Origin of the sequence: Cupriavidus taiwanensis (assembly GCF_900249755.1) — a bacterium.
In the GTDB taxonomy this organism is placed as follows: Bacteria; Pseudomonadota; Gammaproteobacteria; order Burkholderiales; family Burkholderiaceae; genus Cupriavidus; species Cupriavidus taiwanensis_D.
On sequence record NZ_LT976853.1, the window covers coordinates 59,767 to 77,665 of the forward strand.

Sequence of the window (17,899 nt, forward strand, 5' to 3'; positions counted from 1 at the left end):
TCGCTCCTGTCAGCGCACGGCGGCAAACCACGCCGCGATCGCGGCGATCTGGTCGTCGCTGTAACCCTTGGCTATCTGGTGCATCACCGTGGCCGGGCGCGTGCCGGCCTTGAAGGCCTGCATCTGCGCGGCCAGTTCCGCCTGCGGGCGGCCGGCCAGCGCCGGGATCGTGCTGCCCGCCGGGGTGCGGCCGGACGGGCCGTGGCAGCTGGTGCAGGCGGCGGCCTGGCTGCGCGCGCGCAACGCGGTATCGATGGCGGGGGCGGCGGCGGGGGCGGGGGCGGCGGGCACGGCGGCTGGCGCACCGCCGGGTTCGGCCGACAGCGCCGGCTGGGCGCACAGCATTGCTGCCAGCAGCGTCCATCGCGGCGAAACACGCCAGGCAGGCCGGGGGGTCGTTGTTGTCATGGTCTCGCTCCGTCTGGGGCCGGCGCAGCGCTATCGCGATCCGCCAGCGTGGCAACCGTAGCACATCGGCCGGCCCGGTGTGCGTTGGAAACCGCAGAACAAAAAACGGCGCCCGCATAAGCGGACGCCGTCCTGACCAGCCCGAAAGCAGCGACTGTGCGCAGCCTCAGGGCAGGTTGCGGCCGGGCGGCAGCGCCACCGGCGACGTGACCGGTGCCGCGACCGGCGCGGTGGTGGCGCCAGCGCTGCCCGCGGTACCGGGCGCGGCACCGGGCGCGGCACCGGCCGGCGCATCGATCGGCCCGCCCACGCCAGGCACCGACTGCACCGGCGCCGGCGTGCCGACGCTGCCATCGAACGACGGGTTCTGTGAGGTCGAGGCCGCATCCAGGCGCGCGCGCTCGGCGTCGTTGACGTAGTCGAAGGCCTTGACCACCTTGGTCACGCCCGAGGCATTGCGCGCCACGTCGGTGGCCCGGTCGCCCTCGGCGCTGGTGACTACGCCGAGCAGGTAGACCACGCTCTTTTCCGTGGTGACCTTGATCGAGTTCGACGGCACGCCATCGGCGGTCATCAGCAGCGTCTTGACCTTGCTGGTCAGGTACGCATCCTGGCTCTGCGTCATGAAGCCCGGCGAGTTGACCACCTCCAGCTCATTGATCACCACGCGCGCATTCTGCAGGCCGCGCACGTACTGCTCGATCTGCTGCTTGACGCTGTCGTTCTTCGCCTCGCCGGTCAGCAGCACCTTGCGGTTGAAGACGGTCACGTTGACGCGGGCCTGGCCGCTGAAGCGCGAGTTGATGGTGTTCTCGGCCTCGAGCTGCAGCCCGCGGTCGACGGTCTGGGTGGCGGCCGGGCGGCGGTCGGTGGCCATCGCCACGCCGGTGCCCATGGCGCCGGCGATCACCGGGAAGCAGCCGGCCAGCTGCGTGGCGCACACCAGCGCGGCCGCGGCCAGGCCGGCGCGGCGCAGGCCGGAGCTGGCCAGGGGGCGGGAAGGATGGCGCGCGTCCGCGCCGTTCCGGGGAGCTTGCGTAGTGGGCAGATGGGTCATGCGGTCCTTGCTGTGTCGGGATGTTGGGAATGGGAGGGTCGGCGCATGCGCGGCATCACGCTTCGCCGAGCAGGGCCTCGTCGATGCCGTTGCACAGGCAGTGCAGCGTCAGCAGGTGCACTTCCTGGATGCGCGCGGTGCGCTCGCTCGGCACGCACAGGTGGATATCGAATTCATCGAGCAGGCCGGCGATGGCGCCGCCGCCCTTGCCGGTCAGCGCCACCACCGCCATCTCGCGCTGATGCGCGGCGGCCACGGCGGCCATCACGTTGTCAGAATTGCCCGAGGTGGAGATCGCCAGCAGGATGTCGCCAGGCTGGCCGAGCGCCTCGACCTGCTTGGAATACACCTTGCTGAAGTCATAGTCGTTGCCGATCGCGGTCAGGATCGAGCTGTCGGTGCTCAGTGCGATCGCGGCCAGCCCGGGCCGCTCGCGCTCGAAGCGCCCGACCAGTTCGGCGGCGAAATGCTGCGCCTGCGCCGCCGAACCGCCATTGCCGCAGGCCAGGATCTTGTTGCCGCTGGTCAGCGCGCCGACCATCCGTTCCACCGCGGCGTCGATATAGGGGGCCATCACCGCCGCAGCCTGTCGCTTGGCTTCGGCGCTGTCTAGGAACTGTTGCTGGATACTGTCGATACTCATGGCTCTGGGGCCTGGTTGTTCCCATGGCGATCCACGGATCGCCGTTCGTGTCTGCCGCGCATTATGACCCAGCCCCGGCGGCATCCGCGTCAAAGGCGTGCTGCAGCCACTCCAGCCGGCCGGGCTCGAGCGCCACCACGTCGAAGCGGCATGGCGGCACCCGCGCCAGCGTGGCCAGGTAGTGCCCGGCCGCCAGCAGCACGCGCCGCTGCTTGGCCGGCGTGATGCTGGCCGCGGCGCCGCCGAAGCCGCGCCCGCTGCGCTGGCGCACCTCGACGAACACCAGCGTGCCGTCCGGCGCGCGCATCACCAGGTCGATCTCGCCGCCTTTGCAGCGATAATTGCGGACCACGGGCTCCAGGCCCTGGCCTCGCAAGTGCGCCAGGGCCCGGTCCTCTGCCTGCGCCCCGCGTGCCTGCCGGCTCGGCTCCTGCGTGGATTTGAATGATCGCATCACCGGAAGTTCTCAAGCATGAGTGACTGGATCTCCCTGGCGGCAAGCCAGTCGTACCCGGCCGGCACGCTGTATGTCGTGGCCACGCCCATCGGCAATGTCGCCGACCTGTCGCTGCGCGCGCTGCACGTGCTGGGGCTGGCCGACGCCGTGGCCTGCGAAGACACCCGCAATACCGGCCAGCTGCTGTCGCGCGTCGGCCTGCAGCGCCCGCTGGTGGCGGTGCACGAGCACAACGAGCGCGAGGCCGCGGGCCGCATCGTCGAGCGCCTGGCGGCGGGCGAGCGCATCGCCTATGTCTCGGACGCCGGCACGCCCGGCATCTCCGACCCCGGCGCGCGGCTGGTCGAGGCCGTGCGTGCCGCCGGCCATCCGGTGGTGCCGCTGCCCGGGCCCAGCGCAGCGGTGGCGGCGCTGTCGGTGGCAGGCGACCTGCTCGACGCCGGCGCGGGCCGCTTCACCTTCGCCGGCTTCCTGCCGCCCAAGCCCAAGGCCCGCGCCGAGGCCATCGCCCGCCTGGCGGCGCTGGACCACGCCTGGGTCTGCTACGAGGCGCCCCACCGCATCGCCGACACGCTTGCCGCGCTGGCGGCGGGCCTGCCCGGCGAGCGGCGGCTGCTGGTCGGGCGCGAACTGACCAAGCTGTTCGAGGACATCGCGGTGTTGCCGGTGGCGCAGGCGCCGGCCTGGCTGGCGGCAGACCCGAACCGGGCCAGGGGCGAATTCGTGCTGGTGGTGGAAGGGGCCGGCAGCGCCGCCGCCGATGGCCTGCCGGATGCCGAAGCGCAGCGCGTGCTGTCGCTGCTGCTGGCCGAATTGCCGGCCAAGCGCGCCGCCAAGCTGGCAGCCGCGATCACGGGCGCTGGCACCGACGCGCTGTATCAACTGGCGCTGGCGCAGCGTGCCGGCGACGCCGACGATTGATGCCGCGGCTCGCGCGCAAGCGCGGGCCGGCTGGTGGGAATGTAAGGGGAAGGTATCAGCGCGCGGCGGCATGCGGCAGCGCTGGCCCGGTCAGCGGCGCTTGCGCTTGACGGACTTGCCGCTGGCCTTGCCGGCCTTGCCCGACTTGGCGGGCGCCAGCGAATTGGCCAGTTCCGGCACGGACACGTCGTCATCGCCGCTGCCGTCGCCGGCCTCGGTGCCGCCGGCATCCACCTGCGGGCCCAGCGCGGCCACTTCGGTGCGGGTCAGGCGGCGGATCTCGACGTTGGTGGCGCCGCGCTCGACAAAGCCCAGGCGGCGCGCGGCGCCGTACGACACATCCAGCACGCGGTTGCCGTGGTAGGGCCCGCGGTCATTGATGCGCAGCACCGCGACCTTGTTGTTGCGCAGGTTGCGCACCAGCACCCAGCTGTCCAGCGGCAGCGACGGATGCGCCGCGGTCATGGCGCGCATGTCGAAGCGTTCGCCGTTGGCGGTCTTGCGGCCATGGAAGCCCTTGCCGTACCACGAGGCCACGCCGCGCTGCTCGAACGTGCCGATGTCGGCGCGCAGGCCTTCGAGCGAGTTGCCGCTGCGGCCTTCGTCGGGGTCATAGCCGAACAGGTTCCAGCTGCCGGTGTCGGGCGCGCGCGCGGACGGCTTGTTCTCGGCGCGTTCGGTCCGGGCCGGCTTGCCGTTTTTTGCCGCGCGCGTGGGCACGGCATCGCTTGCGTCGGTGCCGGCGATATCGCTTTCCGGAGGCGTGGCACAAGCGGCCAGCACCACGGCGCATGCGGTGCATGCGCCGAGCTTGGCCAGCCGTTGCCAGCGCTTGGTGAGAGCGGAGATCCGTAACATGGGCGGCAGTCTAACATTGACTGTTTGGGACTATCTCTTTCAATTTGTTACGAAATCTGTGCGATTTCGCACGATCGGGGCCTAACTGGCCGGAATCCCGCTTGTGGCAAGGGATTCAGGCCCCTGTGGCACGACGCCGGCCGGGTAGTCGATTCGTCACACCGATCGCGCCGGGCCTGCCCAACGTCCCCGGCGCTACAATGCTGGGCACCGCCGCCGATCGCGCCGCCAAGACGCCTGGGCCGGCACGCGCCGGCCAGACAAGACCTCCATGAAAGCCCTGCTCATTCCCGTCACGCCCTTCCAGCAGAACTGCTCGCTGCTGATCGATGAAAGCACCGGCACCGCCGCGGTCTGCGATCCCGGCGGCGACCTCGACCGCATCCGCGCGGCGGTGAAAGAGCAAGGCGTCACGCTGGAAAAGATTTTCCTGACGCACGGCCACGTCGATCACTGCGCGGGCGCCGCGGCGCTGTCGCGCGAACTGGGTATCCCGATCGAGGGCCCGCAGCAGGACGAGCGCTTCTGGATCGAGCAGCTGCCCGAGCAGACGCGCCGCTTCGGCTTCGGCCATGCCGAGAGCTTCGAGCCCGACCGCTGGCTCGAGAACGGCGACACCGTGCAGTTCGGCAACGAGACCCTGGAGGTCTACCACTGCCCCGGCCATACCCCGGGCCATGTGGTGTTCTTCTCGCGCCCCAACCGGCTGGCCGTGGTTGGCGACGTGCTGTTCGCCGGGTCGATCGGCCGTACCGACTTCCCGCGCGGCAACCACGCCGACCTGATCCGCTCGATCCGCACGCGGCTGTGGCCGCTGGGCGAGGACGTGACCTTTATCCCGGGGCACGGCCCGGTCTCGACCTTCGGCGAGGAGCGCCGCAACAACCCGTTCGTCGCCGATCACGTGGTCGAGGCGGGCTGAGGCCATGGCCAAGCGACAGGCGCCCGACACCCGTCCCGATATCTACGTCAGCACCGACGTCGAGGCCGACGGCCCGATCCCGGGCCCGCACTCGATGCTGTCTTTCGCCTCGGTGGCGATGCTGGCGGACAAGACCGTGCTGGGCACCTTCTCGGCCAACCTCGAAACCCTGCCCGGCGCCGCCGGCCATCCGGTGCAGATGCAGTGGTGGCAAACCCAGCCCGAAGCCTGGAGCGCCTGCCGGCGCGACCCGCAGCGCCCCGAGGACGCCATGGTGCGCTACGTCGAATGGGTCGAGGCCCTGCCCGGCAAGCCGGTCTTCGTCGCCTTTCCGGCGGGCTTCGATTTCACCTGGATGTTCTGGTACATGATGCGCTTCGCCGGGCGCTCGCCGTTCGGCTGGGCCGCGCTCGACGTCAAGACGCTGGGCTTCGCGCTGACCGGGCGGCCCTATCGCAAGACCGTCAAGGCGGCCTTTCCGGCGGGATGGATGGATCCGCTGCCGCACACGCACGTGGCGCTCGACGATGCGATGGAACAGGGCGCGCTGTTCTGCAACATGCTGGCCACGCTGCGCGAGCGTGAAGCGGCGCTGGCGGCGCTGGCGCCGGCTCAGGCCGCTGACGCAAGCGTGCCCTCACCTCCTGCGTCCCAGTCCTGATCGTTCATTGCGCCGCGTCAAGCGCGGCGGCATGTCCCTTGCAGGCCCGCGCTCGCATCTGGCGCCAGCCCGGCTATAGTAGAAGCGGATATGGCGTTACCGGGCGAAACGAGCCATGACTAACCGGCGCACTTGCGCAGCCACGCCATATGCCGTTTGAGCCATCTTGCCCGGACCGCGCGGCGCCTGCCGAGGAGGTGTCGATCATGCGTTTCCCTACCGACCTGCACTTGAGAGACCTGGCTGGCCGGATCCATTGGCCGCATGCCACGCGGGACGCCACGCCCATTACCCATCGCCATTCCTCGGATGAGGACGCCGAAGTCGCCAAGGCCACGCTCTACGTCAGCACCGTGACGCTGGTGGTGCTGCTGGTGGTGCTGGCGGCCATCGCTTTCGGTCAGGAGGCCATGCACTGGCTGGGTGTTCATTAGACGACCCGCCTGAAGCAGACTGCCTCGCAGACCGGGCCGGCCCCCACACACCGTGGGGGCCGGTTTTATTTCAGGCCAGCAGCGGCGCGACGTTCTCGGGCGGGCGCCCGATCGCGGCGCGGCGGTTGCGCACCACCACCGGGCGCTGCAGCAGGATCGGGTTGTCGGCCACGGCGGCCAGCAGCTCGGCGTCGGTCAGGCCGGGGTCGGCCAGGCCCAGCTCGGCGTACGGCGCTTCGTTGTCGCGCAGCATCTCGCGCACCGGCACGCCCAGCAGCGTGTGCAACTGGCGCAGCGTCGACAGCGACGGCGGATCCTTCAGGTACTCCACGATCTCCACCGGTTCTCCCAGCCGCCCGGCGGCGGCCTGGACCAGGGCGAGGGTCTCGCGCGACTTGGAGCAGCGGGGGTTGTGGTAGATGGTGATCATGGCAGGTCCTTTCTTGTCATGGCCGCGCCCCGCGGCGGGGCGTCGGCACTCATGTGGTGCAAATCAAGCCGCACTATATACAAGACCACGGCCGCCGCGCAGCATCATCCGATGACTGTCCGCCGGCACGCATCCTGCGTTGTACCGGCTTCCTGCCCCCAGGCGCCATTTCCGATGACCTCCCTTCCTGTTCCCGCCACCGGCCCACGCAGCCAGGGCACGCGCCAACCCCGCCCCGCCTTTACGCTGCGCGACGCCACCCGCGCCGACATTGCCGCCATCCACGCCATCTACGCCCACCACGTGCAGCACGGGCGCGCCTCGTTCGAGGAAGTGCCGCCGGGCGTCGACGAGATGCAGCTGCGTTTTGCCGAAGTGCGCCGCAAGGGGCTGCCCTACCTGGTCGCCGAGCGCGACGGCGAGGTGCTGGGCTACGCCTATGCCTCGGCCTATCGCGCGCGCAGCGCCTACCGCTTCGCCATCGAAGACTCGATCTATATCGACCACCGCCACGTTGGCGAAGGCCTGGGCCAGGCGTTGCTGGCCGAGCTGATCGCGCGCTGCGAAACCGGCCCGTGGCGCCAGATGGTCGCCGTGATCGCGTGCACCGCCGGCGGCGAAGGCGCAGGCTCGATCGCCGTGCATGAACGGCTGGGCTTCCGCACCGTCGGCCGGCTGGAGGCGGTGGGGTTCAAGCATGGCCAGTGGATCGACACGGTGCTGATGCAGCGGGTGCTGGGCGCGGGGGCGGCGACGCTGCCGGTGTAGGCGGAATCGGCTGCGGCAAGTTCAGACGGGTCTTATCGACGTGCAGGTGTGGTGGCTTCGACAATGCCTATACTTTGTCATCACAAGGACACCGGACATGCTTGTGTCGGAAGAAACCACGTTCACCCTCACGCTGAACTCTCAATTGCGTGATGCATTCATCGCCGAGGCCGCAGCGGAAGGCCTGACCACCTCGCAAGTGGCCGAGGCTTTGATTCGTCAGTATCTCGCGCAGTGCCAGCAAGCCCGCGACGAGGAAGCCCTTTTTCAGCAGATGGTCGAAGAGGGGCGCGCTTCGATGCGGGCGGGCATCGGCATATCGAACGAGCAGGTGGAAGCCGAATCCGCCGCCTGGTGTGCAGCGCTCTTGCGGCAGCCTTGAAGCTCATATGGACGCCACAGGCACTGCAACAACGTACAGCGATCCGGAGCTTCATCGCACAGCATGATCCGGTTGCCGCTGTCCGGATGGAAAAGCGGTTCAATGAGGCGGCTGCGCGGCTGCAGCAGTTCCCCGAACTCGGAACGGCGAGCCGCGCGGCCGGCGCTCGTGAGTACGTGGCGCACGAGCACTACCGGCTGATTTACGAACTCAATGAAGGAGTCATCTGGATAATAGGAATCGCCCACACATCGCGACGTCCTTCCTAGGCAGTCAGGACGATGATGGCAACCAGCCTGGCGAGTCCTTAAACAAAGCAAAGCGCCACGGGAATCCCGTGGCGCTTTGCTTTTGTATCGGCCAGCCGCCTGTTGGCGTGCCGGCAATTCATGACCTTTACTTCATCAGATCCGACAGCGCCAGCGCCACCACCTTGGTGGCACGGTTCAGGTCGTTCAGGCGCAGGTTCTCGTCCGAGTTATGGCCGCGCGCCTCCATCAGCGTGCGCGGGCCGGCGCCGTACAGCACGGTGGGGATGCCGCGCTTGGTGTAGTGGCGGGCATCGGTGTACAGCGGCACGCCCTGCACCGGGATCTCCACGCCGAACACCGACTCGGCACGGCTCTTCAGCGCGCCGATCAGCTTTTCCACGCCCGGCAGTTCCGACAGCGGCTCGGCCAGGATAATGCGCTCGACCTTCACTTCGATGCCCGGACGGTCCTTGGCGGCCTTCTCGACCACGGCGCGGATCTCGCCTTCGGCGTCGAAGCCGATCTCTTCGGGAATCATGCGGCGGTCGACACGGAAGGTCACCAGGTCGGGCACCACGTTGGTGTTGATGCCGCCCTTGATCAGGCCGACGTTCAGCGTGGCGGTGTCGATGCCCGGCACCTTGGACTTGCGCGTCGCCAGTTCCGCGCGCAGGCCGTAGATGGCTTGCAGGATGTGGGTGGCGGCCTCGATCGCGTCGACGCCGGTGTGCGGCATGGCGGCGTGGCCTTGCTTGCCCTTGACCGTCACCTCGACGTGCAGGCAGCCGTTGTGCGACGAGGTGATGCCGTACGAGAACCCGGCCGAGATCGCGTAGTCGGCCTTGCTAAGGTTGTTGTCCAGCAGGAACTTGGGACCGATGTCGCCGCCGGTCTCTTCGTCATAGGTGAACTGCAGCTCGACCGCGCCGTTGATCTTCGCGCCCTGCTTCTCGGCTTCCATCAGCGCCAGCACGGCGTAGGTGTAGGTGGCGAAGTCCGACTTGGACACCGCCACGCCGCGGCCGTACATGACCGGGCCGTGCTCGCTGTCGGCAATCTCGCCGCCGTACGGGTCCTTGGTCCAGCCCAGGCCCGGAGGGACCACGTCGCCGTGGGCATTCATGGCGATGGTCGGGCCGCCCGTGCCGAACTGCTTGCGCACGATCAGGTTGGTGGCGCTGATCATGCCGGCGGCCTTGACCAGCTCGTCGGGCACCTTGTGCGCCTCCACCGCGAAGCCCAGGCCCTCCAGCAGTTCTTTGGCGCGCTTGCCGTGCGCGTCGCAATCGCCGGCCGGGTTGTCCGAGGGCACCTTGACCAGTTCCGCCAGGAAGGCTTCCTGTTGCGGACGGTGCTGGTCGATGAACTGCGTCAGCGTGGTTTCAGTGGGGTTCATATTGTCTCGTGCGGTCATGACTTGTTCTCTTAACTACGGAGGGGTTCGGGTGGGTTCCGGGGAATCTGCGCTGGCTTACTTCGGCAGCCGGAAGTGCTCGACGAAATCGCTGAACACGCGCGCGGACAGTGCGGCATCCTCGGCGGTCATGGTTTCGGTGGGATGGTGGCTGATGCCGCCGTTGCCGCAGCGCACGAACAGCATGGCGACATCGGCGATGGCGGCAATGGCCATGGCGTCGTGGCCGGCGCCCGACGGCAGGTGGCGCACCGGCACGCCCTGGCGGGCAATGGCGGCGGCCCATTGCTCTTGCAGCCACGGGGCGCAGGGAACGCTGCTGGCCTCGTGGGTCTTGCGGATCTGCGCGCGCACGTTGCGGCGCGCGCAGACGCGCTCGATTTCGGCCAGCACGTCATTGACGGCGGCCTCGCGCTCGGCGTCCTCGCCGGCGCGGATGTCGATGGAGAACACCGCGCGGCCCGGCACCACATTGGTGGCGCCGTTGGGCACGTTGAACTGGCCGACGGTGCCGACCAGGCCCGGCTTGCCGCCGCAGCGCTTCTCGATATACAGGCCGATCTCGGCGCCGGCCATGGCGGCATCGCGGCGCATGTCCATCGGCACGGTGCCGGCATGGCCGGCCAGGCCTTCCAGCTCGACCAGGAAGCGGGTCGCGCCGGAAATCGCGGTCACCACGCCCACCGGCAATCCTTCGTTGAGCAGCACCGGGCCCTGCTCGATATGGACTTCGATAAAGGCCGCCACCTTGCTGCGGTCATGCCTGGCCGCGGGCAGCGCGTCGGCGTCGAAGCCGGCTTCGCGCATGACCTCGCGCATGGTCTTGCCGCTGTCGTCGACATTGTCCAGCACCTTGGTGTCGAAGGTGCCGGCGATGGCGCGGCTGCCGAGCAGCGTGGCCTTGAAGCGCACGCCCTCTTCCTCGGCGAAGCCCACCACCTCGAGCGCAAACGGGAAACGCTTGCCCTGCCGGTTCCATTCCGCCACGCAGGCGATCGGCAGGATCACGCCGAGGTTGCCGTCATAGCGGCCGGCGTCGCGCACGGTGTCGAAATGCGAGCCGGTCAGCAGCGCCGGCGCGTCCGGCGTGGTGCCCTCGTAGCGGCCGATCACGTTGCCGGCGGCATCGCGCCGCACCGTCATGCCGGCCTGCTGCATCCACTCGGTCAGCTGCGCGGCGGCACCGTGGTGGGCCTCGGTCAGGTAGGTGCGGGTGAGCATGCCGGGCTGCTCGGTGTGGGCGGCCAGGGCGTCGGCCCAGGCCATGATGCGCGTGCCAGTCTCTGCGGCGGACGGCGACGGATTTGCTGCCATGCGTGTCTCCTGCTGGAAGTGCGTGAAAGCCCGGCGGCGAGGCTGGCGGGGTGCCAGTGCGGGCGGTGACGCCCATGGCCGAAGCTCTATTCTGCGCGATCCATGGTAGCACAGTGAATTCAAAAATTGCATACAAAAATGATATGCACTATATTCGCTTCCACGTTCAGACAATGCGCTGCGGACAATCCGGTCCGGACAACGCATTGCGTGGAGTCCGCCCCAACAGGGGGGCTCTCCGCGGCGGCGCGTTCCCGACCCGGAACCCTGCGCCAGGACGTAAGGCCGGCAGCCCACCCAGCCGTCAGAGCAGCACGGGGCCGCCGGTGATTCCTGGATCGACATGGGCCAGCCAGCGCACAGGCGCCGGACCGGCCCCGCACGGAGACAACCATGCAGCACGCAGTTCCCTCGCAGCCACGCCCGGGCACCCCCCGCCTGCACGCCCGCTTCACCCGCTCGCTGTTCGGCCAGGTGCTGATCGCCCTGGTGATCGGCACTGCACTCGGCCTCGCCGTCCCCGAATTCGCCGCCAAGCTCAAGCCGCTCGGCGATGCCTTTATCAAGCTGATCAAGATGCTGATCGGCCCGATCGTGTTCTGCGTGGTGGTGGCCGGCATCTGCGGCGCCGGCGAGCTGAAGAAGGTCGGCCGCGTCGGCATCAAGGCGGTGGTGTACTTCGAGGTCGTCACCACCATCGCGCTGGCGCTGGGCATCGTGCTGGCCTACGTGTTCCAGCCGGGCGTGGGCATGAACGTCGACCCGCGCTCGCTCGACGCCTCGGCCATCGCCGGCTTTATCGACAACGCGACCAAGGTCAAGGACCAGGGCACGGTCGATTTCCTGCTCAAGCTGATCCCCAATACCGTGTTCGGCGCCTTCGCCAACGGCGACGTGCTGCAGGTGCTGGTGGTGTCGATCCTGTTCGGCTGCGCGCTGTCGCTGGTGGGCGAGCCGGGCCGGCCGCTGGTCAGCCTGATCGATACCTTCTCGCACACGCTGTTCAAGATGATGGGCTTCATCATCAAGCTCGCGCCGCTGGGCGTGCTGGGCGCGGTGGCGTTCACGGTCGGCAAGTACGGCATCGGCTCGCTCAAGCAGCTGGGGTTCCTGGTGCTGCTGTTCTATGGCGCGGTGATCGTGTTCGTGCTGGGGGTGCTGGGCGGCATCATGCGCGCGTGCGGCTTCTCGGTGATCAAGCTGATCCGCTACCTGCGCGCCGAGCTGCTGGTGGTGCTGGGCACCGCCTCGTCCGACAGCGTGCTGCCGCAGGTGATGAAGAAGCTGGAGTTCATGGGCATCAAGAAGTCGGTGGTGGGCCTGGTGATCCCGACCGGCTACTCGTTCAACCTGGATGCGTTCTCGATCTACCTGACGCTGGCCGCGGTCTTTATCGCGCAGGCGACCAACACGCCGCTGGCGATGGCCGACCTGCTCGGCATCCTGGCGGTGGCGCTGATCACCTCCAAGGGCGCGCACGGCATTCCGGGTTCGGCCATCGTGATCCTGGCCGCGACGCTGTCGGCGCACCCGGCGATCCCGGCGATCGGCCTGGTGCTGGTGCTGTCGGTGGACTGGTTTATCGGCATCGCGCGCGCGCTGGGCAACCTGATCGGCAACTGCGTCGCCACCGTGGTGGTGGCCGCGTGGGAGAAGGACATCGACCGCGCCCGCGCCCATGGGGTGCTGAACGGCACCATCGAGACGAGCGACCTGGATGCCGGCCTGGCCGCGATGGCGCAGGACGCCGCCGCCCCGGCCATCGTCCCGGGCCATGTCGCGGGGCGCTAGAATCACGCATCTCCCCTACCGCGCAGCCTCTGCGCAAGTGCGCTGCCATGCCCGAGCATATCGATCCTGACATGACCGCCGAGGCGATTGCCGAAGACATCGTCGCGGCCATCGTTTCGCACCGCCTGCCGCCCGGCACCAAGCTGCGCGAGGAGGCGCTGGCCAGCGTCTACCGCGTCAGCCGTACCAAGGTGCGCGCGGCGCTGCTGATGCTGTCCAAGGACAAGGTCATCCAGATCGTGCCGGACAAGGGGGCGTTCGTGGCCAAGCCCAGCGCCGAGGAAGCGCGCGAGGTGTTCGCCGTGCGCCGCATTCTGGAAGCCGCGCTGGCACGCGAGTTTGTCGCCAGGGCCACCCCCGCCGACTACAAGCGCATCGACCGCCACCTGGCGGCCGAGCGCAAGTCGCTGGCGGGCAACGATGCCCAGGTGCGCACCCGGCTGCTGGGCGACTTCCATATCGTGCTGGCCGAGGTGGTCGGCAACGGCGTGCTGACCGAGATGATGCGCGAGCTGTCGGCGCGCAGCGCGGTCATCACCATGCTGTACCAGTCGCGCCGCGACGCGGCCTGCTCGTCGGACGAGCACCGCGAGTTTATCGAGGCCGCGCGTGCCGGCGATGTCGAGCGCGCCGTCACGCTGATGGTGGAGCACCTGGGCCATGTGGAAGGCGCGCTGCATTTCGAGGAAACCGCGCCGGTGGCGCGCGGCAAGGACCTGGTCGCCGCGCTGCTGGCCTAGCCACCTTTCCCTCTTTCCGGCCTTTGGCGGCCGCTTGACGTGAGTCAAAGCACCGCGGGGCGCCCGCGCGCAAACTTCATCTCGCCATGAAGACGCGGGGGCGCACTTCATGAGCACTTGCCTGCCGGCACCTCATCGTTGGCAGGCTGCCCGCACGCTGCAACGGTGTGCGGGCTTTCTTTTTTCTGAGGACGGGGTTCCGCGCCGCAAAATGGCGCGCCGCCCCGCCCCCTCCATCCGTGCCGCCCGGCATCGGATTTTCCCTTTCCCGACAGCAGGTTGCAGCGCCCCGGCTCACGCTCCGGGTCCCCCGGCGCGGTCGCGCCGCGCGCGTTTGCGGTGCCCTGTCGCACAAGCTACGGATGAAATCGAATCCCGCCTTCGGGTTAGGATGCCGCAGGCCCTGACAGAGGCCCGCGCCGCCCCGCCATGCTTGCGGGCGGCCGCACACGATAACGATCACAGGGAGACGATTCATGCGCCATTGCGCGATACCTGCCGTGCCGCCGCGCCGCCGGCGCTAGCCTTGTTCCCTGCACCCGCCCGGTTCCCCGATCGAAAAGGACTTCCCATGCCCAGTGCCTTCCGCCCCGATGCCTTTGCCGGCAAGACCGTATTCGTCGCCGGCGCCTCGTCCGGCATCAACCTTGGCATCGCGCACGGCTTTGCGCGCGCCGGCGCCCGGCTGGCGCTGATCAGCCGCACCGCCGAGCGCATCGAGGCCGCCGCCGGCACCATCACCGCGGCCGGCGGCACCGCCATCGGCATGGCCGCCGACGTGCGCGACTACGCCGCGGTCGAGGCCGCCTTCGCCCGCGCGCAAGACCAGCTGGGCCCGATCGACGTGGTCATCTCCGGCGCCGCCGGCAATTTCCTCGCGCCGGTGGTCGGCATGTCGGCCAATGCCTTCAAGACCGTGGTCGATATCGACCTGCTCGGCACCTTCAACGTGTTCCGCGCCAGCTTCGATCACCTCAGCAAGCCGGGTGCGTCGCTGATCGCTATCACCGCGCCGCAGGCGGTCAACGCCATGATGTTCCAGGCCCATGCCTGCGCCGCCAAGGCCGGCATCAACATGCTGGTCAAGTGCCTGGCGATGGAGTGGGGACCGGCCGGGGTGCGCGTGAACGGCATCTCGCCCGGCCCGATCGCCGATACCGAAGGCATGGCGCGGCTGGCGCCGACGCCCGAGATGGAGGCCCGCTACAAGGCGCGCCTGGCACTGCGCGACTACGGCAGCAAGGACGACATCGCCGACGCCGCGATGTACCTGAGCTGCGACAACGCCCGCTACGTCACCGGCACCATCCTCGACTGCGACGGCGGCAGCAAGCTGGGCGACGCCTCGGCCGACGCGCTGAAGAAGCCGCAGTAGTTTTCGCACCCGCACCGAACCACGACCCAGCAACAAGGAGAACCAACCATGACCGCAACCGTCCTCTATCAAGCCAGCGAAGGCGTGGCCACGCTGACGCTGAACCGCCCCGACGTGCTCAATGCACTGAACGCCGACATCCTGCGCGAACTGCGCGAGGCGGTGGATCGCGCCGCGGCCGACGCTGAAGTCCGCGCCGTGCTGCTGACCGGTGCCGGCCGCGGCTTTTGCGCCGGCGCCGACCTGGCCGCGCGCCAGGGCGGCGGCGTGTCCGACTCCGGCACGCTGCTGCGCGAGCGCTACCACCCGATCATCATGGCGCTGCGCGAGATGCCCAAGCCGGTCATCACCGCGGTCAACGGCGTCGCCGCCGGTGCCGGCATGAGCCTGGCGCTGGCGGGCGACGTGGTGCTGGCGGCGCGCTCGGCCAGCTTCCTGCAGGCGTTCTCCAAGATCGGCCTGATCCCCGATGCCGGCAGCACCTACTTCCTGCCGCGCTATGCCGGCGAAATGCGCGCCCGTGCGCTGGCCATCCTGGCCGAAAAGATCGACGCGGAAGAAGCCCACCGCATCGGCCTGGTATGGAAGGTCCACGACGACGCCGCGCTGCAGGACGAGGCCGGCAAGCTGGCGCGCCACCTGGCGGCCATGCCGACCATGGCCTACGCCATGATCAAGCAGGCCCTCAACCAGAGCTTCGCCAACGACCTGCCCGCGCAGCTCGAAGTCGAAGCCACGCTGCAGTCGCGCGCCAGCCGCAGTGAAGACTGCCAGGAAGGCGTGGCCGCTTTCGTCGAGAAGCGCAAGCCGCAGTTCAAGGGCCGCTGAGCGCGGCCGCCGCGCACCACCGCCACTTCCACGGAGCCAACGCATGAGCGCCAGCAGCAACGAACGTATCCTCGTGACGATCGACGGCGGCGTCGCCGACGTCCGCCTGAACCGCCCCGACAAGATGAACGCGCTCGACCAGGCCATGTTCGACGCGCTGATCGAGACCGGCGAGCAACTGGCGCGCCTGCCTGACCTGCGCGCGGTGGTGCTGTCCGGCGAAGGCCGCGCCTTCTGCGCCGGCCTGGACATGGGCCGCATGGCCGGCATGCTGTCCTCGGACGACGCGGGCGCGTCGCAGCACGACAGCATCGGCGCGGGCCGGCTCGGCGCGCGTACCCACGGCATCTCCAACCGGCCGCAGTACGCCTGCATGGTCTGGCGCGAGCTGCCGGTGCCGGTCTTCGCCGCGGTGCATGGCGTGGCCTTCGGCGGCGGGCTGCAGGTGGCGCTGGGCGCCGACGTCCGCTACGTCGCGCCGGATGCCAGGCTGTCGGTGATGGAGCTGAAGTGGGGACTGGTCCCGGACATGGCGGGCATGGTGCTGACGCGCGGGCTGGTGCGTCCCGATGTGCTGCGCGAACTGGTCTACAGCGCGCGCGTGCTGAGCGGCACCGAGGCGTGCGAGCTGGGGCTGGGCACCTATCTCGCCGACGACCCGCGCGCCGCGGCGCTGGCCGCCGCGCGCGAGGTCGCGCACAAGAACCCGGACGCGATCCGCGCCGCCAAGCGCCTGATGGCTGTTGTGGAGCGCGGCGACAATGCCGCCATCCTGCAGGCCGAATCGGACGAACAGGACCGGCTGGTAGGCTCGCCCAACCAGCGCGAGGCGGTGCTGGCCAACCTGGAGAAGCGCGCGCCGCGCTTCACGCCGGCAGGCTGAAGACGCTCGCTCAGCGCCTGGAATGGTGGTGGCGCCGCCGGCGCCACCACAGCGCATAGATTGCGACGTTCACCGCCAGCACCACCAGGCCCAGCCACAGCTGCACCGCCGGCGTCAGCCCCGCCGGATAGATCAGCGGCAACAGGTAGCGCTCGACAAAGCCGCCGCTGTACCCGGCCTGCCCCGCGGCCCGGCGCAGCAGGTTCTCCAGCGGCGTCAGCGGGCAGATCCAGCCGGACCATTCGATCAGCACGCCCCACACCGCCGCCGGCAGGTGCAGCCAGGCAACGCGCGGCCAGCGCAATACCAGCAGGCCGCCCGCGACCACGAACACGATAAACAGCCCGTGCACGATGACCACCAGGTCGGCCAGCCAGGCTGTGATCGGCATCGCGAGCGGCGGCGGCGTCAGTTGCCGCCGGCCGTCTCCATCCAGTAGCCCGGGCGCGCGAACTGCGCCTTCAGGTGCTCGATGAAGAAGCGGATCTTGGCCGGCACCGGACGCTGCTGCGGGTACACGGCGAGGATGTCGTAGGCGGGCAGCGCGTATTCGTCCAGCACCGTGATCAGCTCGCCGCTCTCCAGCTGCGGCAGGATCTCCCAGGTCGAGCGCCAGCCCAGGCCCAGGCCCTCGCCGGTCCAGCGGTGCAGCAGCTCGCCGTCGTTGCAGTCCAGGTTGCCGTTGACGCGCACGGTCACGGTCTTGCCGTTTTGGCTGAAGTACCAGCCGCGCTGCTGGCCGCCCTGCAGGTTGAACGCCAGGCAGTTGTGCTGGGCCAGGTCGTCCAGCGTCTGCGGCACCCCGTATCTGGCGAAGTACGCCGGCGTGCCGCACACCACGCGCTTGTTCGACGCCAGCTTGATCGCGACGAAGTTCGGATCGATGGCGCCGCCGATGCGGATGCCGACGTCATAGCCTTCGCGCACCAGGTCGACCACGCGGTCGGTCAGGTTGAACGAGATCTGCACCTCCGGGTTGGCCGACAAGAACGCCGGCGCATGCGGCGCCACGTGCTTGCGCCCGAACGCCGCCGGCGCCGACACGATCAGGTGGCCGGTGGCCTTGTGCTTGCCTTCGGCGATCAGCATCTCGGCGCGGTCCAGGTCGGCCAGCGCCTTCTTGCACTGCTCCATGAACACCGCACCCTGCTCGGTCACGGCGATGCGGCGCGTGGAACGGTGCAGCAGCTTGACGCCGATGCGCGCTTCGAGCGCGTTGATGCGGCGGCCGATCATCACCGGCGTGACGTTCTGCGTCAGCGCCGCGGCCGCCATGCTGCCGTGCTCCACCACGGCGATAAAGGCTTCGATTTGCTTGAGTTTGTCCATCGGATATTCGTCTCCCGGGCGCCATTGTGCGGC

Annotated in this window: 22 protein-coding genes; 12 read left to right on the forward strand and 10 right to left on the reverse strand. The window is 69.1% G+C overall.

The features are described from left to right. Positions 1-9: 9 nt before the first annotated feature. The 4 genes from CBM2594_RS00310 to CBM2594_RS00325 form a co-directional block, all read right to left on the reverse strand. On the reverse strand, positions 10-408 hold the full coding sequence (locus tag CBM2594_RS00310; protein ID WP_116355088.1) for a c-type cytochrome: 399 nt from the start codon (positions 406-408) through the stop codon (positions 10-12). A gap of 166 nt (positions 409-574) precedes the next feature. Further along, complete coding sequence (locus CBM2594_RS00315) at positions 575-1,465, reverse strand: BON domain-containing protein (protein ID WP_116355089.1); 891 nt, start codon at positions 1,463-1,465, stop codon at positions 575-577. Between the two features lie 55 nt (positions 1,466-1,520). Continuing rightward, a complete protein-coding gene (locus tag CBM2594_RS00320; RefSeq protein WP_116355090.1) occupies positions 1,521-2,108 on the reverse strand; it encodes a phosphoheptose isomerase in 588 nt (195 codons plus the stop codon). A 61-nt stretch (positions 2,109-2,169) separates the two neighbouring features. Further along, positions 2,170-2,562 (reverse strand): YraN family protein, encoded by a 393-nt coding sequence (locus CBM2594_RS00325; protein ID WP_116355091.1) that lies wholly within the window; start codon positions 2,560-2,562, stop codon positions 2,170-2,172. A gap of 18 nt (positions 2,563-2,580) precedes the next feature. Between CBM2594_RS00325 and rsmI the strand changes: the two genes are divergently transcribed. Next, the gene (gene rsmI / locus CBM2594_RS00330) at positions 2,581-3,486 is read left to right on the forward strand and encodes a 16S rRNA (cytidine(1402)-2'-O)-methyltransferase (protein ID WP_116355092.1); all 906 of its coding nucleotides are present in this window, start codon (positions 2,581-2,583) and stop codon (positions 3,484-3,486) included. 90 nt (positions 3,487-3,576) lie between these two features. Here the strand turns inward: rsmI and CBM2594_RS00335 are convergent, their stop codons facing one another. After that, entirely contained in the window at positions 3,577-4,344 is a 768-nt protein-coding gene (locus tag CBM2594_RS00335; protein ID WP_116355093.1) for a septal ring lytic transglycosylase RlpA family protein, read from the reverse strand. A gap of 271 nt (positions 4,345-4,615) precedes the next feature. Here CBM2594_RS00335 and CBM2594_RS00340 point away from each other — a divergent pair, with 271 nt between their 5' ends. From CBM2594_RS00340 to CBM2594_RS00350, 3 genes are all read left to right on the forward strand, one after another. Next, positions 4,616-5,266, forward strand: a complete 651-nt coding sequence (locus CBM2594_RS00340; RefSeq protein WP_116355094.1) for an MBL fold metallo-hydrolase — start codon at positions 4,616-4,618, stop codon at positions 5,264-5,266. Between the two features lie 4 nt (positions 5,267-5,270). After that, complete coding sequence (locus CBM2594_RS00345) at positions 5,271-5,927, forward strand: exonuclease (protein WP_116355095.1); 657 nt, start codon at positions 5,271-5,273, stop codon at positions 5,925-5,927. Between the two features lie 206 nt (positions 5,928-6,133). Continuing rightward, entirely contained in the window at positions 6,134-6,361 is a 228-nt protein-coding gene (locus CBM2594_RS00350) for a hypothetical protein (protein WP_012354224.1), read from the forward strand. Between the two features lie 70 nt (positions 6,362-6,431). Here CBM2594_RS00350 and arsC read toward each other — a convergent pair whose 3' ends face one another. After that, a complete protein-coding gene (gene arsC, locus CBM2594_RS00355) occupies positions 6,432-6,791 on the reverse strand; it encodes an arsenate reductase (glutaredoxin) (protein WP_116355096.1) in 360 nt (119 codons plus the stop codon). Positions 6,792-6,965: 174 nt separating this feature from the next. Between arsC and CBM2594_RS00360 the strand changes: the two genes are divergently transcribed. From CBM2594_RS00360 to CBM2594_RS27095, 3 genes are all read left to right on the forward strand, one after another. Continuing rightward, a complete protein-coding gene (locus CBM2594_RS00360; protein WP_116355097.1) occupies positions 6,966-7,559 on the forward strand; it encodes a GNAT family N-acetyltransferase in 594 nt (197 codons plus the stop codon). A 97-nt stretch (positions 7,560-7,656) separates the two neighbouring features. Beyond that, positions 7,657-7,941 (forward strand): antitoxin of toxin-antitoxin stability system, encoded by a 285-nt coding sequence (locus CBM2594_RS00365; RefSeq protein ID WP_116355098.1) that lies wholly within the window; start codon positions 7,657-7,659, stop codon positions 7,939-7,941. Beyond that, positions 7,914-8,210 carry a type II toxin-antitoxin system RelE/ParE family toxin gene (locus CBM2594_RS27095; protein ID WP_350147387.1) on the forward strand — a complete coding sequence of 99 codons (297 nt, stop codon included), beginning with the start codon at positions 7,914-7,916 and terminating at the stop codon, positions 8,208-8,210. The genes CBM2594_RS00365 and CBM2594_RS27095 overlap by 28 nt, the downstream gene beginning before the upstream one ends. 127 nt (positions 8,211-8,337) lie before the next feature. On the opposite strand, the gene CBM2594_RS00375 is transcribed toward CBM2594_RS27095, so the two are convergent. Further along, positions 8,338-9,606: a M20/M25/M40 family metallo-hydrolase gene (locus tag CBM2594_RS00375; RefSeq protein ID WP_116355100.1), complete on the reverse strand. Its 1,269-nt coding sequence runs from the start codon at positions 9,604-9,606 to the stop codon at positions 8,338-8,340. A 57-nt stretch (positions 9,607-9,663) separates the two neighbouring features. Then, on the reverse strand, positions 9,664-10,920 hold the full coding sequence (locus CBM2594_RS00380; protein ID WP_116355101.1) for an allantoate amidohydrolase: 1,257 nt from the start codon (positions 10,918-10,920) through the stop codon (positions 9,664-9,666). A 393-nt stretch (positions 10,921-11,313) separates the two neighbouring features. Here CBM2594_RS00380 and CBM2594_RS00385 point away from each other — a divergent pair, with 393 nt between their 5' ends. The 5 genes from CBM2594_RS00385 (at position 11,314) to CBM2594_RS00405 (ending at position 16,537) form a co-directional block, all read left to right on the forward strand. Beyond that, positions 11,314-12,711, forward strand: coding sequence for a C4-dicarboxylate transporter DctA (locus CBM2594_RS00385; protein ID WP_116355102.1), 1,398 nt, complete (start codon positions 11,314-11,316; stop codon positions 12,709-12,711). 47 nt (positions 12,712-12,758) lie between these two features. After that, positions 12,759-13,451 (forward strand): GntR family transcriptional regulator, encoded by a 693-nt coding sequence (locus CBM2594_RS00390; protein ID WP_116355103.1) that lies wholly within the window; start codon positions 12,759-12,761, stop codon positions 13,449-13,451. A gap of 571 nt (positions 13,452-14,022) precedes the next feature. Continuing rightward, positions 14,023-14,826, forward strand: a complete 804-nt coding sequence (locus CBM2594_RS00395) for an SDR family oxidoreductase (RefSeq protein WP_116355104.1) — start codon at positions 14,023-14,025, stop codon at positions 14,824-14,826. A gap of 48 nt (positions 14,827-14,874) precedes the next feature. Next, positions 14,875-15,654 carry an enoyl-CoA hydratase-related protein gene (locus CBM2594_RS00400; protein ID WP_116355105.1) on the forward strand — a complete coding sequence of 260 codons (780 nt, stop codon included), beginning with the start codon at positions 14,875-14,877 and terminating at the stop codon, positions 15,652-15,654. 43 nt (positions 15,655-15,697) lie between these two features. Further along, positions 15,698-16,537 (forward strand): crotonase/enoyl-CoA hydratase family protein, encoded by an 840-nt coding sequence (locus CBM2594_RS00405; RefSeq protein ID WP_116355106.1) that lies wholly within the window; start codon positions 15,698-15,700, stop codon positions 16,535-16,537. A gap of 10 nt (positions 16,538-16,547) precedes the next feature. Here CBM2594_RS00405 and CBM2594_RS00410 read toward each other — a convergent pair whose 3' ends face one another. Next, the gene (locus tag CBM2594_RS00410) at positions 16,548-16,928 is read right to left on the reverse strand and encodes a DUF2784 domain-containing protein (RefSeq protein ID WP_116355107.1); all 381 of its coding nucleotides are present in this window, start codon (positions 16,926-16,928) and stop codon (positions 16,548-16,550) included. Positions 16,929-16,945: 17 nt separating this feature from the next. After that, positions 16,946-17,866 (reverse strand): LysR family transcriptional regulator, encoded by a 921-nt coding sequence (locus tag CBM2594_RS00415; RefSeq protein ID WP_116355108.1) that lies wholly within the window; start codon positions 17,864-17,866, stop codon positions 16,946-16,948. Positions 17,867-17,899: the final 33 nt, after the last annotated feature.

Coding starts and splice junctions, on each gene's coding strand:
- CBM2594_RS00310 (WP_116355088.1), bottom strand. CDS start 408: ATGACAACAACGACCCCCCGGCCTGCCTGGCGTGTTTCGCCGCGATGG.
- CBM2594_RS00315 (WP_116355089.1), bottom strand. CDS start 1,465: ATGACCCATCTGCCCACTACGCAAGCTCCCCGGAACGGCGCGGACGCG.
- CBM2594_RS00320 (WP_116355090.1), bottom strand. CDS start 2,108: ATGAGTATCGACAGTATCCAGCAACAGTTCCTAGACAGCGCCGAAGCC.
- CBM2594_RS00325 (WP_116355091.1), bottom strand. CDS start 2,562: ATGCGATCATTCAAATCCACGCAGGAGCCGAGCCGGCAGGCACGCGGG.
- rsmI (WP_116355092.1), top strand. CDS start 2,581: ATGAGTGACTGGATCTCCCTGGCGGCAAGCCAGTCGTACCCGGCCGGC.
- CBM2594_RS00335 (WP_116355093.1), bottom strand. CDS start 4,344: ATGTTACGGATCTCCGCTCTCACCAAGCGCTGGCAACGGCTGGCCAAG.
- CBM2594_RS00340 (WP_116355094.1), top strand. CDS start 4,616: ATGAAAGCCCTGCTCATTCCCGTCACGCCCTTCCAGCAGAACTGCTCG.
- CBM2594_RS00345 (WP_116355095.1), top strand. CDS start 5,271: ATGGCCAAGCGACAGGCGCCCGACACCCGTCCCGATATCTACGTCAGC.
- CBM2594_RS00350 (WP_012354224.1), top strand. CDS start 6,134: ATGCGTTTCCCTACCGACCTGCACTTGAGAGACCTGGCTGGCCGGATC.
- arsC (WP_116355096.1), bottom strand. CDS start 6,791: ATGATCACCATCTACCACAACCCCCGCTGCTCCAAGTCGCGCGAGACC.
- CBM2594_RS00360 (WP_116355097.1), top strand. CDS start 6,966: ATGACCTCCCTTCCTGTTCCCGCCACCGGCCCACGCAGCCAGGGCACG.
- CBM2594_RS00365 (WP_116355098.1), top strand. CDS start 7,657: ATGCTTGTGTCGGAAGAAACCACGTTCACCCTCACGCTGAACTCTCAA.
- CBM2594_RS00375 (WP_116355100.1), bottom strand. CDS start 9,606: ATGACCGCACGAGACAATATGAACCCCACTGAAACCACGCTGACGCAG.
- CBM2594_RS00380 (WP_116355101.1), bottom strand. CDS start 10,920: ATGGCAGCAAATCCGTCGCCGTCCGCCGCAGAGACTGGCACGCGCATC.
- CBM2594_RS00385 (WP_116355102.1), top strand. CDS start 11,314: ATGCAGCACGCAGTTCCCTCGCAGCCACGCCCGGGCACCCCCCGCCTG.
- CBM2594_RS00390 (WP_116355103.1), top strand. CDS start 12,759: ATGCCCGAGCATATCGATCCTGACATGACCGCCGAGGCGATTGCCGAA.
- CBM2594_RS00395 (WP_116355104.1), top strand. CDS start 14,023: ATGCCCAGTGCCTTCCGCCCCGATGCCTTTGCCGGCAAGACCGTATTC.
- CBM2594_RS00400 (WP_116355105.1), top strand. CDS start 14,875: ATGACCGCAACCGTCCTCTATCAAGCCAGCGAAGGCGTGGCCACGCTG.
- CBM2594_RS00405 (WP_116355106.1), top strand. CDS start 15,698: ATGAGCGCCAGCAGCAACGAACGTATCCTCGTGACGATCGACGGCGGC.
- CBM2594_RS00410 (WP_116355107.1), bottom strand. CDS start 16,928: ATGCCGATCACAGCCTGGCTGGCCGACCTGGTGGTCATCGTGCACGGG.
- CBM2594_RS00415 (WP_116355108.1), bottom strand. CDS start 17,866: ATGGACAAACTCAAGCAAATCGAAGCCTTTATCGCCGTGGTGGAGCAC.